This is a genomic window from Prevotella sp. oral taxon 317 str. F0108, assembly GCF_000162415.1.
GTDB lineage: Bacteria > Bacteroidota > Bacteroidia > Bacteroidales > Bacteroidaceae > Prevotella > Prevotella conceptionensis.
Map to the genome: position 1 here is coordinate 710,401 of NZ_GG740072.1, position 20,693 is coordinate 731,093.

Below are 20,693 nucleotides of genomic sequence, written 5' to 3' on the forward strand. Positions count from 1 at the left end.
GTAAACTTGTGAACTCGTAAATTTGTCAACTCGTAAATTTGTCAACTCGTGAACTTGTCAACTCGTGAACTTGTCAACTAAATAAGAAACCCTTTAAAAGATATAAACATGGAAACCGAACTCATTAAAGACAGGAGCCTATCTAGCTGCATAAAGACAGCCAACAATTTGCTAGGCATTAACTTCGCCAAAACCATCAAGGGTACATGGCTGCCAGCCTTGCTCTTTGCCATCATGACGGCATTGTTTGGCTTTTTTGCACTGCAAGAAATATCTGCCACTTCGCTAGGCAGCCCCTCTCCCACCATCCTATCATACGTACGAAGTATTGGTACGTGGGTGGTTAGCCTTGGTTTGTGGGCTTATTTCTTCGCCTCGGTGATAACGCTTGTCAGCGAAAGCGGACTGAAACAAAACCTTCGCCGCTCGTTAGCCATCGTAGGTGTAGAGCTAATTGTCTACCTTATATTAATGGCCATAGGCATTGTAGTGGTTAGAATGGTGGTGATGAGCCACCTAGGAAAGCCCTTTACCGCCAACTTCATCACGCTTGTTTGCGGGGTAACCGTTGCATGGCTGTTGCTCATGGCATTGATAATGGTGCCCTTTAAGTATGCCGAGATGCGCTACTTGCTCTCTCCAAATGGTAGTTTGCGCCGCAACCTGATAGCCTATTACGTGTCGGGAGTAAGAGGTGGAGCCCTTCTTATTGGCACAACCTTCTTTACAGTGCTGGCATCTGTATGCCTTGGCACGATTATTTTCTTGCCCACCTTTATTCTCTTGGGTGCTAGAACATCGTCGTTGTTAGGCGAACTAACGATGAACGACCCATCAGGACTGCCCACTTATTTTAATGCGCTGCTCATTGGGTCGATTGTTCTCACCACTTTCATCTTCATGATGGTGGTGGCATGGAGCATTTTTGTGTTCTATTATGTTTATGGTTCCATCGAGCATCGTAGGCAAATGAAGAAACAAAAGCAAGCTGCAACCGCCGAATAAGCTACTGAACATCATTGCACACAAAAAGCCCGGAAAGTGAACGAACACCTTCCGGGCCTTGTAGTTTTATTAAAGTCTAAGGCTTAAAACTTAGAATTTGTAAACGATACCTGCGCTCATCACGGCTTGGTTGTACCCACTAATAATTTGGTATTTCACTTCGCCATTTAGATATAGGTCGTCTGTGAGGGCGAAATCTACACCGCCACCGAAGTTAAAACCAAGCTTAGTGCTCGATTCAGAAGTACTCGACAACACTTTGCCTGTAAATGGATCTCTTACTTCAATGGTCGAACTGGCGGTTACTAAGCCCAATCCGCCAAGTGGATAGGCTGAGAACCTGTCGGTGATGTTAAAGAGGTAGTGTAGGTTGGCGTTAATGTCCCAAAACTCCAAACCATTCTTCTTGAAGTAGTAGTTAAAGTTACCATCAAGACGGAACTGCTCGTTAATGTCGTAACGAGCCCTTACGCCGATACCCAGATTAGACACTTCTGTACCATACAAGGTGTGAACACCAACAGCAAACTGTGCAGATGCAAATGCACTTACCATGGCAAAAGCGGCCACTAAGAAAAGTTTCTTCATTTTCTCTATCGTTTTTTAATGATTAATTTTACCCCTACAAGCCATAAGTTAACATGGCATTCGAGGTGATTATATTCTCTGTTAAGTTTATTCGGATGATCAATATCTCTTTCTATCAGTGGGCAAAGATAAATAAAAAAAACATAACACACATGCTTTCATGTAAAAAAATAACTACAATTATAGTGAAAAAGTATGATGCGTAGTTTAGGCATTCAGCCGAATATGCCGTTTATAAAGGGAAAGTGGCACATGTAACACTTTTTACGCATTCAAACTTTCAGAACAAATTATTGGCAAACACCTTGGATAACCATTCACAAAGGCACGTCAAAAGGCGTCAAAATGGCCTGTCATAGGTTATTCTCCAAATAGCTGTTATATTTATTTTGCTGTTTTATCAACTTGCACTACCTTTGCACCAACTTAAAAGTACAAATGATAATGACATATCCCATTGAAAGGGTTGCAACGCTTATCGGGGCGCAACGTCTAGGCAATGCCGAGGCGCATATCAGCTTTGTGCTCACCGATAGTCGCTCGCTCTGTTTTCCAGAAGAGACATTGTTCTTCGCTTTGAGGTCTAACCGAAACGACGGACACAACTATATATCCGAACTTTACCGCCGCGGTGTGCGCTGCTTTGTGGTAGAAGAAGTGCCAGCACGTGCCGCCGAGTTGTTCGGCGATGCCAATTTCTTGTGTGTTAGGTCCACCAGGCAGGCCTTACAACGCCTTGCCCAACGCCATCGAGAGGCTTTCAACATTCCCATTGTGGGCATAACGGGCAGCAACGGCAAGACAATGGTGAAAGAATGGCTGTACCAACTGCTCTCGCCGCAAATGGTTGTAACGCGAAGTCCGCGCAGTTACAATTCGCAAATTGGGGTTCCGCTCTCTGTTTGGTTGCTCAATAGCCATTCGCAATTAGGCATTTTCGAGGCGGGCATCAGTCAAAAGGGCGAAATGCAGGCTTTACACGACATCATCAAACCCAACATTGCGGTGCTGACAAACATTGGTTCGGCCCACGAAGAGAACTTCGCCACGCCCGAAGAGAAGTGTCGCGAGAAGTTAAGACTATTCGAAGGAGCCGAGGTAATGGTGTATAATGCCGACGACGACTTGGTGACACGCGTGCTGAACGAAACGAACAACAAAGGCGAACGCCTGGCATGGTCTACGAAAAGTCCCAATGCAGCCATGTTTGTAACTAAGATAGACAAGCAACCCACGCACACCACCATACATTATATATATAAAGGAGGCCAGCCTGCAAGTTATTCGTTGCCCTTCATTGATGATGCATCGGTGTGCAATTCTGTTGTATGTGCAACCATCTGCCTGCATGTTGGGCTCGATGCGCACACCATAGACAAACGCATGAGGCGGCTCGAACCCGTGGCTATGCGACTGGAAGTGAAGGAAGGACTTAACGGATGCACGCTCATCAACGACTCGTACAACTCGGATATCAACTCGCTGGACATTGCTCTCGACTTTATGAACCGCCGCCCCGACCACAACGGGCAGCAGCGAACGTTAGTGTTGAGCGACATTTTGCAAAGCGGACTGCCAGATGCTGAACTATATAAAGAGGTATCGAGCTTGGCCGAACAACGCGGCGTGCAGAAGTTTATCGGCATCGGACCGAAGATTTGCGCCAACAAAGAAAGCATCAGGTTGGCAGAACGGCATTTCTTCGCCTCGGTAGAAGATTTCATACGCAGCGATGTTTTTAAGGGATTGCGCAACGAAGTGGTGCTACTTAAAGGCGCACGAAGTTTTGGTTTCGACCAATTAACCGAACTCATGGTGAAGAAAGTGCATGAAACTACCCTCGAAGTGAACCTCAATGCCATGATAGACAACCTGAATTATTATCGTGCCATGATGCACCCCAATACCAAGTTGGTGTGTATGATTAAGGCTGACGGCTATGGTGCAGGAGCCGTAGAGATTGCAAAGACCCTGCAAGACCATCGTGCAGACTATCTTGCCGTGGCCGTTGCCGACGAAGGAGCAACGCTAAGACGCAACGGAATAAGCAGCAACATTATGATAATGAACCCCGAAATGACGGCTTTCAAAACCATGTTCGACTACGATTTGGAACCCGAAGTGTACAGTTTCCGCCTATTGGAGGCTCTCATTAAGGCTGCCGAGAAAGAGGGTATAACGGGGTTTCCCGTGCATATCAAACTGGATACAGGCATGCATCGCCTAGGGTTCGACCCCGAAAAAGATGTTCCGCGACTGATAGAACGCCTGCATAACCAAAACGCCTTGATACCCAAATCGGTGTTTTCGCACTTTGTTGGGGCTGATGCCGACCAGTTCGACAACTTCTCGCAACGGCAGTTTGAATGTTTTGATAAAGGCAGCAAGATGTTGCAGGCCGCCTTCGAACACCATATTTTGCGCCACATCGACAACTCAGCGGGCATCGAACATTTTCCGCAACGTCAGTTAGACATGTGCCGCTTGGGCCTAGGTCTATACGGAATTAACCCTCGAAACAACGCAATCATCAACAATGTGAGTACGCTGCGCACTACAATTCTGCAACTGCACAAGGTTAAGGCTGGCGAGACTGTGGGCTATTCGCGCCGCGGAACGATTGAACACGATAGCGTGATAGCGGCCATACCCATTGGCTACGCTGATGGATTGAACAGGCGATTGGGCAACCGCAACGGCCATTGCTTGGTGAACAACCAGCGAGCAGAGTATGTTGGCAACATCTGCATGGACGTAGCCATGATAGATGTAACGGGGATAGACTGTAACGAAGGCGATAGTGTGGAGATTTTCGGCGACAACTTGCCCGTAACGGTGTTGTCTGACGCGCTGCAAACCATTCCTTACGAGGTGCTTACGGGCATCAGCAACAGGGTAAATAGGGTTTATTTTCAAGACTAATGTTGCGTTTTCGTGGCGAGACGTAAGTGTGAGGGCGAGTTAATTGGTGGCTCTGCCTGTGCGCATACTAAGCTCGCTGCACATCATGCTTGCATATTCCATATATTATCACTACCTTTGCACAACTAGGCAATAGGTTCGTTTACGAGCGATTAAAAGGGAATTGGGTGAAAATCCCGAACAGTCCCGCTGCTGTAAGTAACCTTTACTGGCCACAAACACTGCGCCACTGAACTCCGTCAAGGGAAATTCGGGAAGGCGTTTGTGGCCGGGTTACAAAGTCAGAAGACCTGCCATTGCCATTTATCTTTAATTTAACCTCGAGGAAAGGTTATAAGATAAGAACTTGAAATATGCAAAGCGTACATTTCTTTTCGGCTTGTGCGGCGTTGTTCTTCGCTGCATCTGCTCATGGTCAGGATACAAAACGGCAGTTGGCATTAGACTCGGTACAACATGTACGCGAGGTTGTTGTCGTGTCTAAAAACACCTTTCGCGAGGTTATTCCCTCGCAAAAGCTTGATGGCGCCGTGCTTGAAAGGCTGAACGCACACAGTGTGGCCGATGCCTTACGCTATTTCTCAGGACTGCAAATAAAAGATTACGGAGGTGTTGGCGGACTGAAAACGGTTAACATACGTAGTATGGGCACCAACCACCTCGGTATTTTCTACGATGGAATTGAGCTTGGCAATGCCCAAAACGGACAAATCGACCTTGGACAACTATCGTTAGACAACGTAGAGGAGATTACTTTATACAACGTACAGAAAAGTGCCATCTTCCAACCTGCAAGCGATTTCGGCAATGCAGGCTCTGTTTATATCCGCACACGCACGCCTCGTTTCGACGTAAACAAGCCCTTTAACCTTAGATTCAAGGCTGGTTGCGCTTCTAGTGACACCTATCGGCTATCGGGTTTATGGGAAAACCGACTCAGCCAAGCCGTTAACACCTCGCTTAGTGTGGGCTATCTCACGTCTAGTGGCAAGTATCGCTTTCGTTATCTGCGCCACAACCAAGACCACTCTGTGGCTTACGACACCACAGCCATACGCCAAAACGGAGACATTTGGGCATTAAGGGCCGAGGCAAACCTGCATGGCGTGATAGACCACGGCATGTGGAATTGGAAAGCTTACACCTATAATTCGCAACGCGGAATACCAGGAGCCATTGTTAACAATGTTTGGCGGCGCGGCGAAAGGCAGTCGGACCACAATCACTTCTCCCAATTGCGTTTCCAAAAAAGTTTCTCCGATGCCTTTTCTACGCAGTGGTTGGCCAAATACGCTTACTATCACACGCACTACATCAACAACGACCCAACCCAACTGCCCGTAGACAACACCTACAAACAGCAAGAAATATATCTATCTACGGCTAATGTGTTGGAACTGATGCCCAATTGGTCGGTCAGTTTAAGTTACGATTTCAAGTGGAACAAGCTCGATTCGGATGCTCGTCTGTTTGTTTTCCCCCATCGTTTCAGCAACTTTATCTCGCTGGCCACAGCCATTGACTATCGTCACCTCAAACTGCAAGCATCGGTTTTGGGTACATTCGTCAAAGACCACACACGCACAATGGTAGACAAGCCCAGCCACAGCGTGCTCTCCCCTGCCCTCTTTGTCAACCTCTATCCCTTTTCCAGCAAGGCATTTTCGCTTCGCGCCTTTGCCAAGAAAAGTTTCCGCATGCCCACTTTCAACGAGTTGTTCTACACCGAGGTTGGCAATGCGCTGCTAAAACCCGAAACGGCAGTGCAATATAACGTGGGAGCGGTGTGGGAAAAAACATACAAAGCATCTTTAATACGTGGTTTCAGGCTGCAAGTAGACGGCTATTTCAACATCGTAAGCGATAAGATTGTGGCCTATCCCAAAGGTCAACAGTTTAGGTGGACCATGCTTAACCTCGGCAAAGTGCACATCAAAGGCATCGACCTGCAAGCCGAAACAACCATGCAACCTTCGCCTGAGCTTTCGTTTACGGGGCGTTTGCAATACACTTATCAGCAGGCAAGGGACGTAACCAACCCTTCCGACTCGTATTACAAGCACCAAATACCCTACATTCCTTGGCATAGCGGTTCGGCCATTGTAGGTGCAAACTACAAGCAATGGCAACTGAATTACAGCTTTATCTATGCCGGCAAACGATATAACCAGCAAGAAAACATCGTATACAACTACATGCCAGCATGGTACACCAGTGACCTCTCGCTTGTTTACGCCTTTAATTGGCAAAAACTTCGGTGCAAACTAACGGTAGAAGTGAACAACCTGCTTGCCCAAGACTACGATGTGATACTGAATTATCCCATGCCCAAGCGCAACTATGCTATCTCAATAGACATCACCCTTTAACGTCCGCAACAACAATGAAACGATTTTCGATCTTCTATGTCGCATGCCTGATACTCGCGATGGTTAGTTCGTGTCGCGAAGACTTCTACATCATTCCCTCTCAAAACCAAGACACGGGCGTGGCACCCACACGTGGCGACATCGTGGGCATGTATGTATTGAACGAGGGTAACATGGGGAGTAACAAGGCATCGATAGACTTTTTGGACCTCGACGAGAACAAACCAACGGTGCATTACCACCGTAATATTTACTCGGAACGCAACCCCAACGTGGTGAAAGAATTGGGCGATGTGGGCAACGACATCAAAATATATGGCAGCAAGCTATGGATTGTGGTTAATGTTTCTAACAAGGTGGAGGTGGCCACGGCCGATAGCTGCAAGCGAATAACGCAGATTAATATACCCAACTGCCGTTATTTGGCTTTTAAAGACGGCTTTGCCTACGTGTCTTCGTATGTAGGACCCGTGAAGTTAGATAAAGATGCGCCCTTGGGAATGGTGTATAAGGTAGACACGGTGGACTTTAAAAAGAAAGATTCGGTGGTGGTTGGCTATCAGCCCGAAGAACTTTGCATTGTCGAAAACAAGCTTTATGTAGCCAATAGTGGAGGCTATCGTATGCCAAATTACGACAACACACTGAGCGAAATAGACCTTACCACCTTTAAGGAGATAAGGAAAATAAAGGTGGGACTTAATTTGCACCACTGCCAAGTAGACCATTATGGGCAAATTTGGGTAACATCGCGCGGAAACTACAACGACGTTCCATCGCGCATTTATTGGCTCTACAAGGGGCACAATCAGCTTTACGAGGTGATAGACAGCATCGACACGCCCGTTTCGGGGCTTTCAATCGTTGGCGACTCCTTATATTATTATGGCTCGGCATGGAACAGTGCCACCGCTACAAACACCATCAGCTATGGACTTATAAACGTCAGAACTCACCAAACCGTCGAAACCAACTTGTTTTCTGCTCTCCAAATCAAGGATATCACGATGCCTTATGGCATCATAGTGAACCCTACTGAACGCGACTTTTACCTAATGGATGCAAAGAACTACGTTTCGAGTGGCAGCCTTTTGCACTTTAAACCCGATGGGACACACGATTTCACTGTGCAAACAGGCGACCTTCCTGGGCATGCCACATTCGTATATAAGTAGCGAGCTTTTGAGGTTTTAGCTAATAAGTTTTGTGTATTTAAATCGTTGAACACACAAACTCATGCGCTAAGAAACTCAAAGACTCAATAACTAAACAGCTTATAAGCTCAATAACTCACAAACTCATAAATTCAATAACTCGCATGTTCACAAACTCATCAACTCAATAACTACAATAACTTCACAAACTCATAAACTCACATAATATGAAGAAAGCTTTACTTTTCGTGGTTGCTTTAACGCTTATAGGCGCAAAGGCCACCGCACAACAGTATTTCAAGCAGGGTACGCCTAGTCAATACATCTACAAAGTTGTTGACTATTCGCCTGCTCCTGGCCAGTTTGTAAACACGATGCCTGCATACAAAAAAGGCGATGATGCAGCCAAGATGGCACAGAAATGCACCGACATGTTGGCCAACAACAAGCGCGACCTGATTACGCTTGGGGCTTTTGGCGGTTCGGTAACTTTCCATTTCGACCATAGTGTGGCCAACATCGCAGGTAAAAAAGACTTATGTATTGAGGGCAACGCCTTTTCGGGAAACAGCGAACCTGGTATTGTAATGGTGTCGAAAGACGTTAACCGCAACGGCATTGCCGACGACCCGTGGTACGAACTGCGTGGAAGTGCCGATGATGAAAAGCCTAACAGAGTGGTTTACGGCTATGAAGTTACCTATACCTCTGCACCTATGCAGGACATTCCGTGGACAGATAATAAGGGTGGTAGCGGTAAAGTGGAGAGAAATAAGTACCATGCACAAGAGTATTATCCCTTGTGGATGCCAACTAAAATTACCTATAAGGGTAGCCTTCTGCCTAAGAATGCCACGCAAAAGCCAGGTACAATCTTTTGGACACTTCGTGAATTTGCCTACGGATACGTAGACAACAAACCCAATACCGATAAAGATGCGAACAGCTTTGACATAGATTGGGCCGTAGATGCGAACAGAAAGAAGGTGAAACTCGACTTTATCGACTTCGTAAAGGTGTATTGTGCCGAGCAACAAATGGCAGGATGGCTGGGCGAAACTTCTACCGAGGTGGCAGGAGCCGAGGATTTGCACTTGGAAGAGTCGGTCGCAGCTATAAATAAGGCACTTGAAGGAAAGGTTGCAACGTTTGATGACGTGGATGTTAGTCTTAACGCAGATGGATATTACCTAGGAACGGGCAACAAAGACAATGGTTATGACAGCCAATACCTTAGTGGAAACTATCGTTTCACCGTTACCAACATGCCCGAATATAAGGCTTGGAACAACTTCTGCATATCTAATCGCACGGCTACAAACTTTAAAGACCTCTTTCCCGACCAATTTAACTCATGCGTTGGACATGGTTACGACAACTCTGCCAATTATTGCGTGGCATTCTTCTTTGGCAAATCAGCTCCCATTGAGGTACTAAGCAAGCCCGAAGGCGATGTTGTTCGTGGATTATATGTAACCAACAACGCCTACACACTTAGCTGTATCCTTCATGGCGACAACATGTCGAAGGGCGCAACAGGTAAAGCTGAATTTGAAAAGGGCGACTGGCTGCTGCTCACCATCTGGGGAACAAAGGCTGATGGTAGTGAAACGAAGGTCGAAGTGTACTTGGCCGACTATCGTTCGAGCAACTCTGCCGAACATTATTACTTAGGTAACTGGCAATGGGTAGACCTTAGTAGCTTAGGAGCAGTAAAAGAATTGCGGTTCTCTATCACAGGGTCACGCCATAACAAATATGGTTTGACAACGCCTTCATACGTTTGTCTCGACAATATTAACGGCACCAACGATGGTAAGAGCGGTAAAGTGTATCTCACAACAGGCATAGACAACTTGCCTACCGTTGATTCCGACAAGCGTGAAGTGGCTCGTTATACCATTGACGGCAAGCGTATCAATACACCTGTAAAGGGCATCAACATCGTGAAATATGCCGATGGAACAACTAGAAAGATTGTGGTAAAATAAGCATTCGTAGTCGTTTTATAGTCAAACAGAATTGGATTTGGAAAGCCATAAATGAAGCGTAGGCAAACAATACACCAACTTTTACTCCGCGTAAAGGCTTGTTAATGCCATACTGTACACACGCTGCATTCTTCTATCAGCTATTTTCCAAAAGCAGTTCTGTTTGACTATAAACAACTAACAACAACGTAATTTGTGCGTACTTACCCCCCTACCCGTGTTTAAAGACTCTTCTAACAATATGTTTCATAACATATTTATAGATAAGGGCTTGGTTATTTGCGGGCAATACTAGTTGCGAGCAAGATTACTTGTAGGTAACAGGGAATACGCATTATATGATAAGCGGAGTGCCATAACTGCCCTCACCTTGCATTTTTCTACGCAATGTGTTGCACACATCAATAAAATGTGTTACATTTGCACCCGAAATAGCAAAGGAGAGGTGCTCGAGTGGTTGAAGAGGCACGCCTGGAAAGCTTGTATACGCCTAAAGCGTATCGGGGGTTCGAATCCCCCTCTCTCCGCTTTAGGTACTCTGAAAAGAGCAACAGAGAAATCCTAACAAAAACGTAAGTATCATAGCTACAAGTAGTTATGATACTTTTCTTTTATATCTATTCTTCTTGTCAGAGTACGTACAGAGAGGGTAAATACTCTCTAAATACTCTACAATGGCTACAATCTGGCTACACTTTTTGAGGCAAAATAAAAATTGTAGCCAAGAGTTCGTACAGAGTACGCATAGAGTACACGCAAATTGCTGTTATTCAAACAAATATGTCGAACTTTGTAGCGTGGTTACAGAAGTTTATCTCGCTAATAATTCAATCTTTTGGCTACAATTCTATTAGAAGCAGGCTACAATTATCGAATTTTGGCTACAACTTTCCTTGCCATGGCTACAATTAAAAAAACAGCAACGCAAATGAAAACCATTTTCAGAGCAGTCTTCTATTTAAGAAGCAACTATGTAAACAAGGAGGGTAAAACCCCTGTGATGTTGAGAATCTATCTCAACAACGAACGACTTTCCATTGGTTCAACAGGTATTGCCGTTCAGCAGTCGCAATGGGATAGTGAAAAAGAACGGCTGAGGGGAAGGACTACTGAGGTCCTTTCTACTAATCTCGAGTTGGATAACATCCAAAGCGGATTGCAGACCATCTTCAAAAAGTTGGAAATGACAGATGCCATTTCTTTGGAGCGTATCAAGTCGGAGTATCTGGGCAAGAAAGAAGAGGTAGAAACTATGATGACACTCTTCGATAAACACAACAAAGATATTGCCAAGCAAGTGGGCATATCTGTAAGTGCTGCCACTTTTCAGAAATATAATGTCTGCAAACGACACTTCATGACTTTTTTGCAGGATAAATACAAACGTTCGGATATACGTTTGTCTGAACTCACCTATATCATCATACACGATTTTGATATTTATCTTCGCACAGTAGTTGGTCAGAACCCGAATACAGCCACCAAGACAATGAAGACTTTCAAGACAATTACGATTTTAGGAAGAAAAATGGGCGTAATCCATCACGATCCTTTTCTTAATCATCGCTTTCACCTTGAGCCAGTCAATCGTGGTTTCTTAACAGATGAAGAAATTTTGAAGATAGCCAATAAGAACCTGGGCATACAACGTTTGGAATTGGTTCGTGATTTATTCGTATTCTCGTGCTTCACAGGTTTGGCGTACATTGATGTAGCCAACCTTACTCCCGAGAACATTGTTACCCTTGATGACAAACAATGGATAATGACAAAACGACAAAAGACGAGTGTTGCAACAAATGTTCTTTTATTGGATATTCCGAAGAATATCATCGAAAAGTATAGTGGCAAGACCTATCGTGATGGTAAACTTTTCCCAATGCTAACTAATCAGCGAACCAATTCATATCTGAAGGAAATTGCAGATATTTGTGGCATTAAAAAGGACCTAACCTTTCACATGGCTCGCCACACATTTGCAACAATGTCATTGAGTAAAGGTGTTTCTATGGAATCTGTTTCTAAGATGCTGGGACATACCAACATTAAAACTACACAAATTTATGCCCGCATTACCAATAAGAAAATAGAACACGATATGGAACAGTTGGCTGGCAAGTTAGACAAGTTCAAAGTTGCTATGGGCATCAACTCAAAATAATGTACAACCCTAAACCAAGAAGATTATGACAACAACAAAGAAAGAGCTTTCTTACTTCCGTTTGAAGTTAGAGAACTACCTCAGTGAACATTTCCCTGAAATGCTGAGTGACAAACCATTCATAACGGCAAGAGCCGACGAAGCACTTATCTCCTACTGCGATGCAGTGGCACAAGGCTTCTCGCATCCCGAAGCAGAGAGTATGGCAAGCGAAGTGTTGCATCGAGGACTGCATTTTTCAAAGTATGATACGCTTGTGTCTGTCTTGGAGAATGAGTTTGAGAAAGAATTGCCCTCCCCACTCCCCGAAAGACTGTCCCCGATACTTTTGAAGAACAAGGCTGTGCAAAGCGTTTTCGACAAGTATGAGCTGTCAGATGACTTCGGTGCAAGTCCTGAGTATGAGAAACTCTACACCGAACTGACAGGAACAATCGTTCTGCTCATTGAGGTCAATGGTCTGCCAACGATAGGCGGTGAGAACATAACTTGATGTAATACTATCGGGAGCTTTTGTAGTTTCAAGAGCCAAGATAACCACTCTTCTCCACACACCAATAGTTTTACAAACACTTGGCTTTGTGTGGAAGAGTATCTTGTTATTGCTCTTGAATTGAAAATCGGCGGACGAAGTGAAAGCCAAACTATAAAAAGCTCCGATATGAATACAATCATCATGAATCAAGATGTCCACACACCTGCCTTTGTCAAGGCAGACGCATCGAACAAAACCGATAATATCAAGCAGCAGCCGACTTCTCCCAAGCAAGTCCGCCACTTCGGTTGGACACGCTTCATCGAACTCACTATCCTGCTTTCTATCGTTATCGGTGCCATTTGGCTTACCTCGAAGATAGTAACGCCGCAAGTCGTAACTGTCGTCTCTGTCATTGCAGGCTTTCTGATACTGCGCTTTATAGTTAGGGTGATTCTGAAAGTAACAATTACGCTGCTGAGCATTCTATTTTGGATGGCTATTCTCTGTGCCATCCTGCTTTGCGTGCTTTGAGAAGCACAGTTCTGTAATACCTTTCATTTATCGTTCATTAGGTGGTTATCTCGCATTTTGAGATAGCCACCTTTTCTATTTCCACTATGGGCGTTGCACTTTCACTTCCTTTCCAATGCTCCACAATATGCAAAATAAAGAAGATGGATGCTGTTCCCTTTTTATCCGCAAAGGTAGTACGGGGCTTGTGGCTTTCAAAAGGTCTATGCCGCTTGGTTTGTCTGGAAAATCTCCACACCGTTGGGTCGTATTTTCCGACAAAACCTTGTGCAAGCCCGCCCCGCTACCTCTATTTTGCTACAAAAAGGAATCAGCATACTCCGATCTTTGGACGCATAAAAAAAATGTCGCTATGGATAAGCAAAAAGTAAATACAACATCTTCGATGAACAGAATTGAAAATCGGCGAAAGCCAAAAGGATATAGCTCCTCCTCTCATTACCGCATTAACCCTACGGTTGAAAAAAGTGAGCAAGTGTTGGCAATTAAGTTTGTACAATGGGACGTTCCCTCTTTGGAGTGCCTATGTAACAGCAAAGTATATCTCCTGCGTATGAAACTCTATCGTGGCAAGTGTATGAGCCGTGAGGACGAGTTGTTGAGAGCTTGGCTCGAAAAAAAGAATTGGCTATGTGAAGCAGTGAACTCAAACACCTATTTCCGCACAGCCGTTCCCCTGCAAGGCTATCGCTTTGACTTCTTTGATGTACTGAAGAAATACCTTGTCAATCAGTACGGACAATGGACAGAGTATTACGCACCCGACAGAACAAGCCTAAGAGCCTACCTATATGGACGCATCAATCAAATAGTAGAAATTCCCAAGTATTAACAACATCAAAACATATACGACAATGAAAGGAACAGAACATTTCACACGGACAATAGCCGAGTATCTCAATCAGCGTGCTATGACAGACCCCTTGTTTGCCCCTAACTTGATGAAGCCGAACAAGAATATCGAGGAGTGCATCACCTACATTCTTAATGAAGTGCAGAAAAGCGGTTGTAACGGCTTTGATGATGATGACGAGTTGTTGAGAGCTTAGCTCGAAAAAATCTTCTCTATGGCTGTTCACTACTATGATGAGGACGATATAGAGGTGGGTAAGGCTGTTTCTTGCCAAGTTGCCGTTAATCACGTTGTGGAACTAACGGAGGAAGAAAAAGCCGAAGCAAGGCAGGAAGCCATTAAGCAATATCAGCGTGAGGAACTTGCAAAGATACAGAGCCGTAACGCACGAGTAAAAAAGACTGAGAACGCAGCAACCCAAGTACAACCATCACTATTTGATTTTTAAGTCTATGAAACCGAGAAACAAATTTGAGAAGGCAGTTTTGGAACAAAGCAAGCATCTTCGCTCAATAACCAAGACACAAATCAGATGGACTTTCCATGAGTGCATAGACCACTTCGCCTACCACCTGCTAAAAGGTCGCACCACTTGTATGGATTGTAGGCAGTGTACGTTGTCAAACAAAAGTGCAATCTCTTCTTATAATGGAAGCCAATTGAAAGAGGATATTTTTTTGCATGCTGCAAAGGAAATAAAAACTTCACAAACAACATGAGAAATCTCCACTAAATATCTATTGTTCCTGCAATTTGCATCATATTATCATGTAATCTGACTCAAAACGCAGTGTAATCTGTGTCGAATTACCATGTAAACTGACATGGATTACATCTGTTTGCTTTTATATTGCTTCCCTACCCTATCACTAAATATATTCCGTTCTGAAAGAGTGAATCAAAGAATTTCTTAAAGATATATCATTATAGAATCAACGAAAGTAATTTGATAAATTCTTCATATAAAGTTACTTTAAGGCTCATAATTTCTTATTAATAAAGAAATTATGAGCCTTTTATAGGATACTTTTGCTACATATATTTATATAAAACTGTTTTGCAAGGTATGCCTTACAAGAATTAACCTAATGTATTACTTCCAGCCATCATTCTGCTTAAGGTTCGGATTGCGCTCTATTTCAGACAGAGGTATGGCCCATTTGAGCTCATAATCACCATTGTAATTCAACGTGTAGCGCTTGGTACCCCAGATTTCAGTCATGCCATTAGCTCCATTATACTTTGTATGATCGCTTTCGGTCAATCGATTAGTACCGAATTTTTTATCAGCCCATGTCCCCCAACGCAATTCTTTCCAGTACATTTGGTTCTCTCCAGCAAGTTCCCATAACATCTCCTTGCGAATTCGTTCGCGCATATTATCCTGTCCGGTGACAGTCGTCCATGAATTACTATTAAGTAAAGCTAGCCCTGGAATACGTGCACGCACCTGATTTACATATTTAATAGCTTCGGTGGTCTTTCCTTCTTCATTCAATGCCTCTGCTAAACTAAGCAACGCACCGGCATAACGAAAGATTGGAATATCAATGTCGCTATCCCATATAGTTCGACTCTCACGCCCTTCTATCACAAACTTACGCCATAGATAATAGTAACGGTCGTTCGTATCTGTACGTAGGTCGTAAGGATATTCAGCATCTGCACCAAAATAAGGCCAACGGAGTGTATAAGTAAAACAGTCAGGTGTGCAGCCGCCCTTATATTCTGAATAAGGAGTAATTATATTCATCAAGAGACGAGGATCTCGGCCCTCGTAAATGGCTTTGATACGTGCTTCGTTTCCATACTCCAAATACTTGGTCATGTCGGAACCATAGGTAACCATTTGGTTATAGCCAGCCTTATAGGCTTTGTCTAATTTCGTTCCAGTTGCATTGACGTTCAGACTATCGCGTAAGTAAAAAACCGAGCGAGCCTTTGGCTCCATGCTTGAGTATCCAGGAATCATTTCATCAATATTGAACGGCTTCCCATTTGCCCATTCATAACTGTCTATGAGCATCGGATTAGGCAGATAGTTGTTCCAAGCATTATCCACCGTTACGCGATTGCCATAACATTGAGAGAAATAATTGCCGAGTTTGTCATCGTCTGTGTACTGGTATTGGAATATATATTCATTGTTTTTCTCATTTGCAGCTTTAAACATTGCTTTGTAATCGCCAAAAAGTTCATATCCCATTGTAGTGATTATCTTGAAATCTGCAGAAGCTTTTGCCCATTCTTTCTGCCAAAGATACACTTGCCCCCTTAAGTAATAAGCCGCAGCCTTGGTTACCCGTCCGTAATCAGAACTACTTATTGCATACTTATTGGGCAGATTAGGTTCATCGATTGCTGCAGTACAGTCATCAATAACCTGTTTCCAGACCTCTTCTTCCGTAGAACGAGCTTTAGTGGCCTTACCATATTCCACTGGTTCTGTATAAATTGGCACGCCTCTATATAAACAATTGGCGCGGTAGTATGCCCATGCACGAAGGAAATGGCACTCGGCTTTGTTTCGTGCTTTTATATTATCGCTCATGTCAGGAACCTGATCGATATTCTGAATTACATTGCTTGTGCGATATATCTCTTCATAGAAAGCCTTCCACCAATATGCGAATTGGTGGGAAGAAGCTGTTGCCGACCCTAAAAGTAATGGTGCATTACCGCTCACCCAGTTCACATCCAAATCCATAATTTCGGTAAACTGGTCCCATGCTCTGGCCTCACTACCGATAAATTCATAATAAAAACGCTCGTAAGCTCCATTGACTATAGCATTAGCCTTGTTTGCTGAAGTAAAAGCTTCGTTTGTGCTTACACGGTTAGACGGCGTGGTATCCAAGAAATCAGGACCACAACTGCTGAATAAGATACTACTTACAAGGACAACACCCGTTGATAGTATATTTATTATATTCTTTTTCATACGAATAAATCTCCATCATTTAATTAAAATGTAACATTTAAACCGAAAGAAAATTGGCGCATTGTTGTATAGCCTTGTCCTGCGCGCATCTCTGGATCAAGACCAGGGAAAGAGGTTATTGTCAGCAAATTTTCACCGGAGAAATATACACGTAAGTTCTGTGCATATATAACTTTACAGATAGACTTCGGGAAAGTGTAGCCTATTGTCAGGTTACGCAACTTCAGGAAGTCACAATTATAAAGTCGCAAGGTGCTGTACAAACCATCGCTTTGTCCTGGGTTTGTCATAACAAGACGTGGATTGGTTGAGCTTATGTTTGTACGGGGATCGTTCGGATTATTTGGGTCATAGAAATAATGATCATAGGCAACATCCTTAGGAAGAGCTAGACCATAGACCACATCTGATGCATTCTGTCCTATTTCTCTCCAATAAGTTTTGAAACCAGTTGCACCACCCCAGTTCATTGAAAGGTCTATACCTTTCCACTCTGCGTGTGCCTGAATACCGTAATTAAACTTAGGTTCTCTCGATACGTTGCAGAAACTACGGTCATTACTACCACCATAAACACCATCACCATCAAGATCTGCAAAAATATAATCGCCATACCAAATACCATTCTTTGCAGCAGTACGCCTTGGAAGGAATTCATGTCCAGCTGCTATCATTGCTTGCAACCACTTCATATCCTTCTCTGTTCTAATCATACCGTCTTTCGGTCCGCCGTTTATATTTACAGAACCATCGGCATTGAAATATGAACCACTTCCCGAATAGGTTTGGTAAAGATAGAACTCATTCATCATATGTCCTTCCAATATACGTTCATCATCACCCGAAGAAACCTCTCCAAGATTCGAATAATACACGTTGGAATTGGGATTATTGGGATTTGCGCCCCAGCCATGTATCCAAGAACCTTTGTATTTCTCTACTCTGTTTTTGTTCCATGTGCCGTTAACAGCTACACCATAAGTTAAATCTCCAATATGATCTTCCCATTTTAATGTAAGTTCCACGCCCCTATTGCTCACCTCGGCAAGATTTTGTAACGGCGATCTCTTATCTCCATAAATCAAACCAATCGACGGACTGTAAAGAATGCCCGATGTGTATTTGCTATAATAATCTATTGCTCCGCTCAAACGGTTGTTTAATAGTGCGAAATCAAGTCCCAAATCCAAGGTCTTTGTTTCTTCCCATGTAATATCAATATTAGGCAACTGCCTCAAATAAAAACTTGGGGCCTTCTTACCTCCCATAACCGTATAACCGGTTTCATACCAAGATTGAAAAGCATAATCATCAACAGAAGAATTACCTAACTTACCATAAGAAACTCGAAACTTCAAGTTATCAAACTCTCTTAGGAAGGAGTTCTTTGCGAAACTTTCCTCTGATATACGCCAACCTGCAGACACGGATGGGAAGAATCCCCAGCGCTTTCCTGGGGCAAATTTAGATGATCCATCTTCACGGAAGTTTACTTCAAACAGGTATTTAGAAATATAAGCATAGTTCATACGCCCAAACCATGATCGGTATTTGTTTTGGTTATCGCTGCCCGTGATGGTATTCATATTTGTTATAGTGCTCATATCTGTAATCGAAGGATCAAGTATTCCATACTTGCTCGTATCTAAATAGCCATTATAATATCTGCCTTCTTCAAAGCCTAACAGTACATTTACATCGTGCACTTTATTAAACGTATGTCCCCAATTCAGCGTATTCGTCCATTTCCAATTATAATTCTGATTTGTATACATATATACATAAATCTGATCAAGCGATGTAGCTGGAGATACGACCTGTTTGCGACTGAAACTATAAAGTTCGTTCTGAGTGCCGGCATACTTATGACGTTGATGGAAATAATCATAGCCGAAGACTGTCTTAAGCGTAAAGTCTTTCAGAAATTTTATCTGTGCATGCGTGGTTGCATAAATGCGATTGTGCTTGTAGTAGGAGTCTCCATTGCCATTCAAGTTAAGCAATGGATTACCTGCAGCACCATCTTCCTCGGAATTTTCGACACCTCCATAATGACCATCATAATAAGGATAAATACCAGGAACAGTCTTCAAGAAAGACCATGCCGTAAGATTTGCCACATCATTACGATCCTGATCATCGTGATATCCCCATGCATGCGCGCCAATCTGCAGCCATTCCGTGACGTCAGATGTAATATTCAGATTCATGAAATACTTCTTCACACCAGAACGAACTATCGTTCCAGGGTTATCAAGATAGGTAAGTCCGATATTATATTTGGTACGCTTCTCATTACCAAGTACAGACAGAGAGTGTTCCTGCATTACTTTTGTACGATATATTTCATCGAACCAGTCGGTATTCGGATAAGCCACATAGTTAGGGTATCCGCTTTCAGAAATGCCATTAGGGTTGGCCTCAGCATCACGCCACTTCTTGATAGTGGCATCAGAATAGGTATGTCCTGCGCCAACATTTTCATCCGCTTCATTTACAAAGTCCATGTAATCCGCATAATTCGAAACAAATCTTACAATTTTAGACGGTGTATTGATTGACCACTTCCCCGAATAAGTAACACGAAATGTCCCAGCTTGTCCCATTTTAGTGGTAATGAGTATCACACCATTGGCACCTCTATTTCCATAAATGGCACACGATGCAGCATCTTTCAGTATAGAAACATTCTCAATATCATTAGGATTAACATCAGAAAGATTCATTTCCATACCATCTACCAAAACAAGGGGATTACTGTTATTAAATGTTCCAGTACCACGAATTTGTATGCCGAAGCCTTCAGAATTGGGTCTACCAGAACTTTGGAGTATTTGAACACCAGCTGCCATTCCTGTAAGTGCCTGTGCTGCAGTAGTAATAGGACGAGATGCTGCTTCTTTTTGAAAGTTCACAGAAGCCACGGAACCTGTCAGATTTACTTTCTTCTGAGTGCCGTAACCTACTACAACAACTTCATCGAGTTGATGATTGTCTTCTTTTAGAACTATATTCATATTATCCGATGCAGCAACTGTCTGCGTAGAAAAGCCAATATAGGAGATTATGAGTTGTGCCTCAGATTTCGTCAATGAGATTGAAAAATGTCCGTTAATATCCGTCATTGTCCCATTTGAAGCACCTTTCTCCTGCACGCTTACCCCTACAAGAGGATCACCATTGCTGTCTACCACTATTCCACCGACAGTCTTTTTCTGCTGTTGCGGTTCTGAAACATATGCCGTAGCCGTTGTTTTCTTAACAAGAAGAGTTGCTTTATTCGTGTCAGCAGCCATTGATGAAATGGTACCCAATAATAATAAGCTTGTAAAACTTATGGTTACCAAACTTTTTTTAGGTAAATAATTGGTAATAATCCCATTACCCTCTAAATATTTTTCCATGCGATAAATGTTTTAAACGATAATTATTTAAAGATTAAAGCGTGGAATCAAAGGTCCCACTATAGTGTCGGGAAGTATATTGGCAACACAATAACTATCCCTCACGGAAATAAATGTTTATTTTAGTCATAGGCTCAAAGAATTTAATTTTATGTTATGGTGCTGATATAGAGTTGGCTTCTTTATAAACATCAACTAAATATGATAGATTCAATGAGTAAGTAGAGAGTAGGTATTTAATCTTAATCGTCGCGATTAGTGTGTTACAATAAATCTTCTTTTTAGATTTATTACTT

General features: G+C 43.2%; 12 protein-coding genes, 1 tRNA gene, 2 pseudogenes and 1 riboswitch. Of the genes and pseudogenes, 12 read left to right on the forward strand and 3 right to left on the reverse strand.

The genetic code is table 11. The annotated features are described in order from the left end of the window. The first annotated feature begins 108 nt into the window (after positions 1-108). Positions 109-1,005 carry a hypothetical protein gene (locus HMPREF0670_RS02585; protein ID WP_009229601.1) on the forward strand — a complete coding sequence of 299 codons (897 nt, stop codon included), beginning with the start codon at positions 109-111 and terminating at the stop codon, positions 1,003-1,005. A gap of 90 nt (positions 1,006-1,095) precedes the next feature. On the opposite strand, the gene HMPREF0670_RS02590 is transcribed toward HMPREF0670_RS02585, so the two are convergent. Then, entirely contained in the window at positions 1,096-1,593 is a 498-nt protein-coding gene (locus HMPREF0670_RS02590; RefSeq protein WP_009229602.1) for an outer membrane protein, read from the reverse strand. Positions 1,594-2,037: 444 nt separating this feature from the next. Here HMPREF0670_RS02590 and HMPREF0670_RS02595 point away from each other — a divergent pair, with 444 nt between their 5' ends. From HMPREF0670_RS02595 to HMPREF0670_RS16150, 11 genes and pseudogenes are all read left to right on the forward strand, one after another. Next, positions 2,038-4,515, forward strand: coding sequence for a bifunctional UDP-N-acetylmuramoyl-tripeptide:D-alanyl-D-alanine ligase/alanine racemase (locus HMPREF0670_RS02595; protein ID WP_009229603.1), 2,478 nt, complete (start codon positions 2,038-2,040; stop codon positions 4,513-4,515). Between the two features lie 117 nt (positions 4,516-4,632). Further along, a riboswitch (cobalamin riboswitch) is annotated at positions 4,633-4,828 on the forward strand. Positions 4,829-4,868: 40 nt separating this feature from the next. Next, complete coding sequence (locus tag HMPREF0670_RS02600) at positions 4,869-6,884, forward strand: TonB-dependent receptor (RefSeq protein WP_009229604.1); 2,016 nt, start codon at positions 4,869-4,871, stop codon at positions 6,882-6,884. A gap of 14 nt (positions 6,885-6,898) precedes the next feature. Then, positions 6,899-8,059, forward strand: coding sequence for a YncE family protein (locus HMPREF0670_RS02605; RefSeq protein ID WP_009229605.1), 1,161 nt, complete (start codon positions 6,899-6,901; stop codon positions 8,057-8,059). A gap of 206 nt (positions 8,060-8,265) precedes the next feature. Then, positions 8,266-10,029, forward strand: coding sequence for a DUF4465 domain-containing protein (locus HMPREF0670_RS02610; RefSeq protein ID WP_044077632.1), 1,764 nt, complete (start codon positions 8,266-8,268; stop codon positions 10,027-10,029). A gap of 439 nt (positions 10,030-10,468) precedes the next feature. Then, positions 10,469-10,556, forward strand: a tRNA-Ser gene (locus HMPREF0670_RS02615). A gap of 401 nt (positions 10,557-10,957) precedes the next feature. Continuing rightward, positions 10,958-12,190, forward strand: coding sequence for a site-specific integrase (locus HMPREF0670_RS02620; protein WP_009229607.1), 1,233 nt, complete (start codon positions 10,958-10,960; stop codon positions 12,188-12,190). A 25-nt stretch (positions 12,191-12,215) separates the two neighbouring features. Next, complete coding sequence (locus tag HMPREF0670_RS02625; protein ID WP_009229608.1) at positions 12,216-12,683, forward strand: DUF1896 domain-containing protein; 468 nt, start codon at positions 12,216-12,218, stop codon at positions 12,681-12,683. A 168-nt stretch (positions 12,684-12,851) separates the two neighbouring features. Then, the gene (locus tag HMPREF0670_RS02630; RefSeq protein WP_009229609.1) at positions 12,852-13,199 is read left to right on the forward strand and encodes a hypothetical protein; all 348 of its coding nucleotides are present in this window, start codon (positions 12,852-12,854) and stop codon (positions 13,197-13,199) included. 352 nt (positions 13,200-13,551) lie between these two features. Further along, positions 13,552-14,031, forward strand: a complete 480-nt coding sequence (locus tag HMPREF0670_RS02635; protein WP_044077845.1) for a hypothetical protein — start codon at positions 13,552-13,554, stop codon at positions 14,029-14,031. 22 nt (positions 14,032-14,053) lie between these two features. Then, a pseudogene (locus HMPREF0670_RS16945) lies at positions 14,054-14,500 on the forward strand (PcfK-like family protein). A 4-nt stretch (positions 14,501-14,504) separates the two neighbouring features. Next, positions 14,505-14,681: pseudogene (locus HMPREF0670_RS16150) on the forward strand (PcfJ-like protein); the annotation flags it as partial. A gap of 464 nt (positions 14,682-15,145) precedes the next feature. Here HMPREF0670_RS16150 and HMPREF0670_RS02645 read toward each other — a convergent pair. Both HMPREF0670_RS02645 and HMPREF0670_RS02650 read right to left on the reverse strand, forming a co-directional pair. Next, the gene (locus tag HMPREF0670_RS02645; protein ID WP_009229612.1) at positions 15,146-16,993 is read right to left on the reverse strand and encodes a RagB/SusD family nutrient uptake outer membrane protein; all 1,848 of its coding nucleotides are present in this window, start codon (positions 16,991-16,993) and stop codon (positions 15,146-15,148) included. 23 nt (positions 16,994-17,016) lie between these two features. Further along, positions 17,017-20,397, reverse strand: a complete 3,381-nt coding sequence (locus HMPREF0670_RS02650; RefSeq protein WP_009229613.1) for a SusC/RagA family TonB-linked outer membrane protein — start codon at positions 20,395-20,397, stop codon at positions 17,017-17,019. Between the last annotated feature and the right edge of the window lie 296 nt (positions 20,398-20,693).

What these genes read in the sequence shown, in the direction of transcription:
- HMPREF0670_RS02585 (WP_009229601.1), top strand. Translation starts at nt 109, where the DNA reads ATGGAAACCGAACTCATTAAAGACAGGAGCCTATCTAGCTGCATAAAG.
- HMPREF0670_RS02590 (WP_009229602.1), bottom strand. Translation starts at nt 1,593, where the DNA reads ATGAAGAAACTTTTCTTAGTGGCCGCTTTTGCCATGGTAAGTGCATTT.
- HMPREF0670_RS02595 (WP_009229603.1), top strand. Translation starts at nt 2,038, where the DNA reads ATGACATATCCCATTGAAAGGGTTGCAACGCTTATCGGGGCGCAACGT.
- HMPREF0670_RS02600 (WP_009229604.1), top strand. Translation starts at nt 4,869, where the DNA reads ATGCAAAGCGTACATTTCTTTTCGGCTTGTGCGGCGTTGTTCTTCGCT.
- HMPREF0670_RS02605 (WP_009229605.1), top strand. Translation starts at nt 6,899, where the DNA reads ATGAAACGATTTTCGATCTTCTATGTCGCATGCCTGATACTCGCGATG.
- HMPREF0670_RS02610 (WP_044077632.1), top strand. Translation starts at nt 8,266, where the DNA reads ATGAAGAAAGCTTTACTTTTCGTGGTTGCTTTAACGCTTATAGGCGCA.
- HMPREF0670_RS02620 (WP_009229607.1), top strand. Translation starts at nt 10,958, where the DNA reads ATGAAAACCATTTTCAGAGCAGTCTTCTATTTAAGAAGCAACTATGTA.
- HMPREF0670_RS02625 (WP_009229608.1), top strand. Translation starts at nt 12,216, where the DNA reads ATGACAACAACAAAGAAAGAGCTTTCTTACTTCCGTTTGAAGTTAGAG.
- HMPREF0670_RS02630 (WP_009229609.1), top strand. Translation starts at nt 12,852, where the DNA reads ATGAATACAATCATCATGAATCAAGATGTCCACACACCTGCCTTTGTC.
- HMPREF0670_RS02635 (WP_044077845.1), top strand. Translation starts at nt 13,552, where the DNA reads ATGGATAAGCAAAAAGTAAATACAACATCTTCGATGAACAGAATTGAA.
- HMPREF0670_RS02645 (WP_009229612.1), bottom strand. Translation starts at nt 16,993, where the DNA reads ATGAAAAAGAATATAATAAATATACTATCAACGGGTGTTGTCCTTGTA.
- HMPREF0670_RS02650 (WP_009229613.1), bottom strand. Translation starts at nt 20,397, where the DNA reads ATGGAAAAATATTTAGAGGGTAATGGGATTATTACCAATTATTTACCT.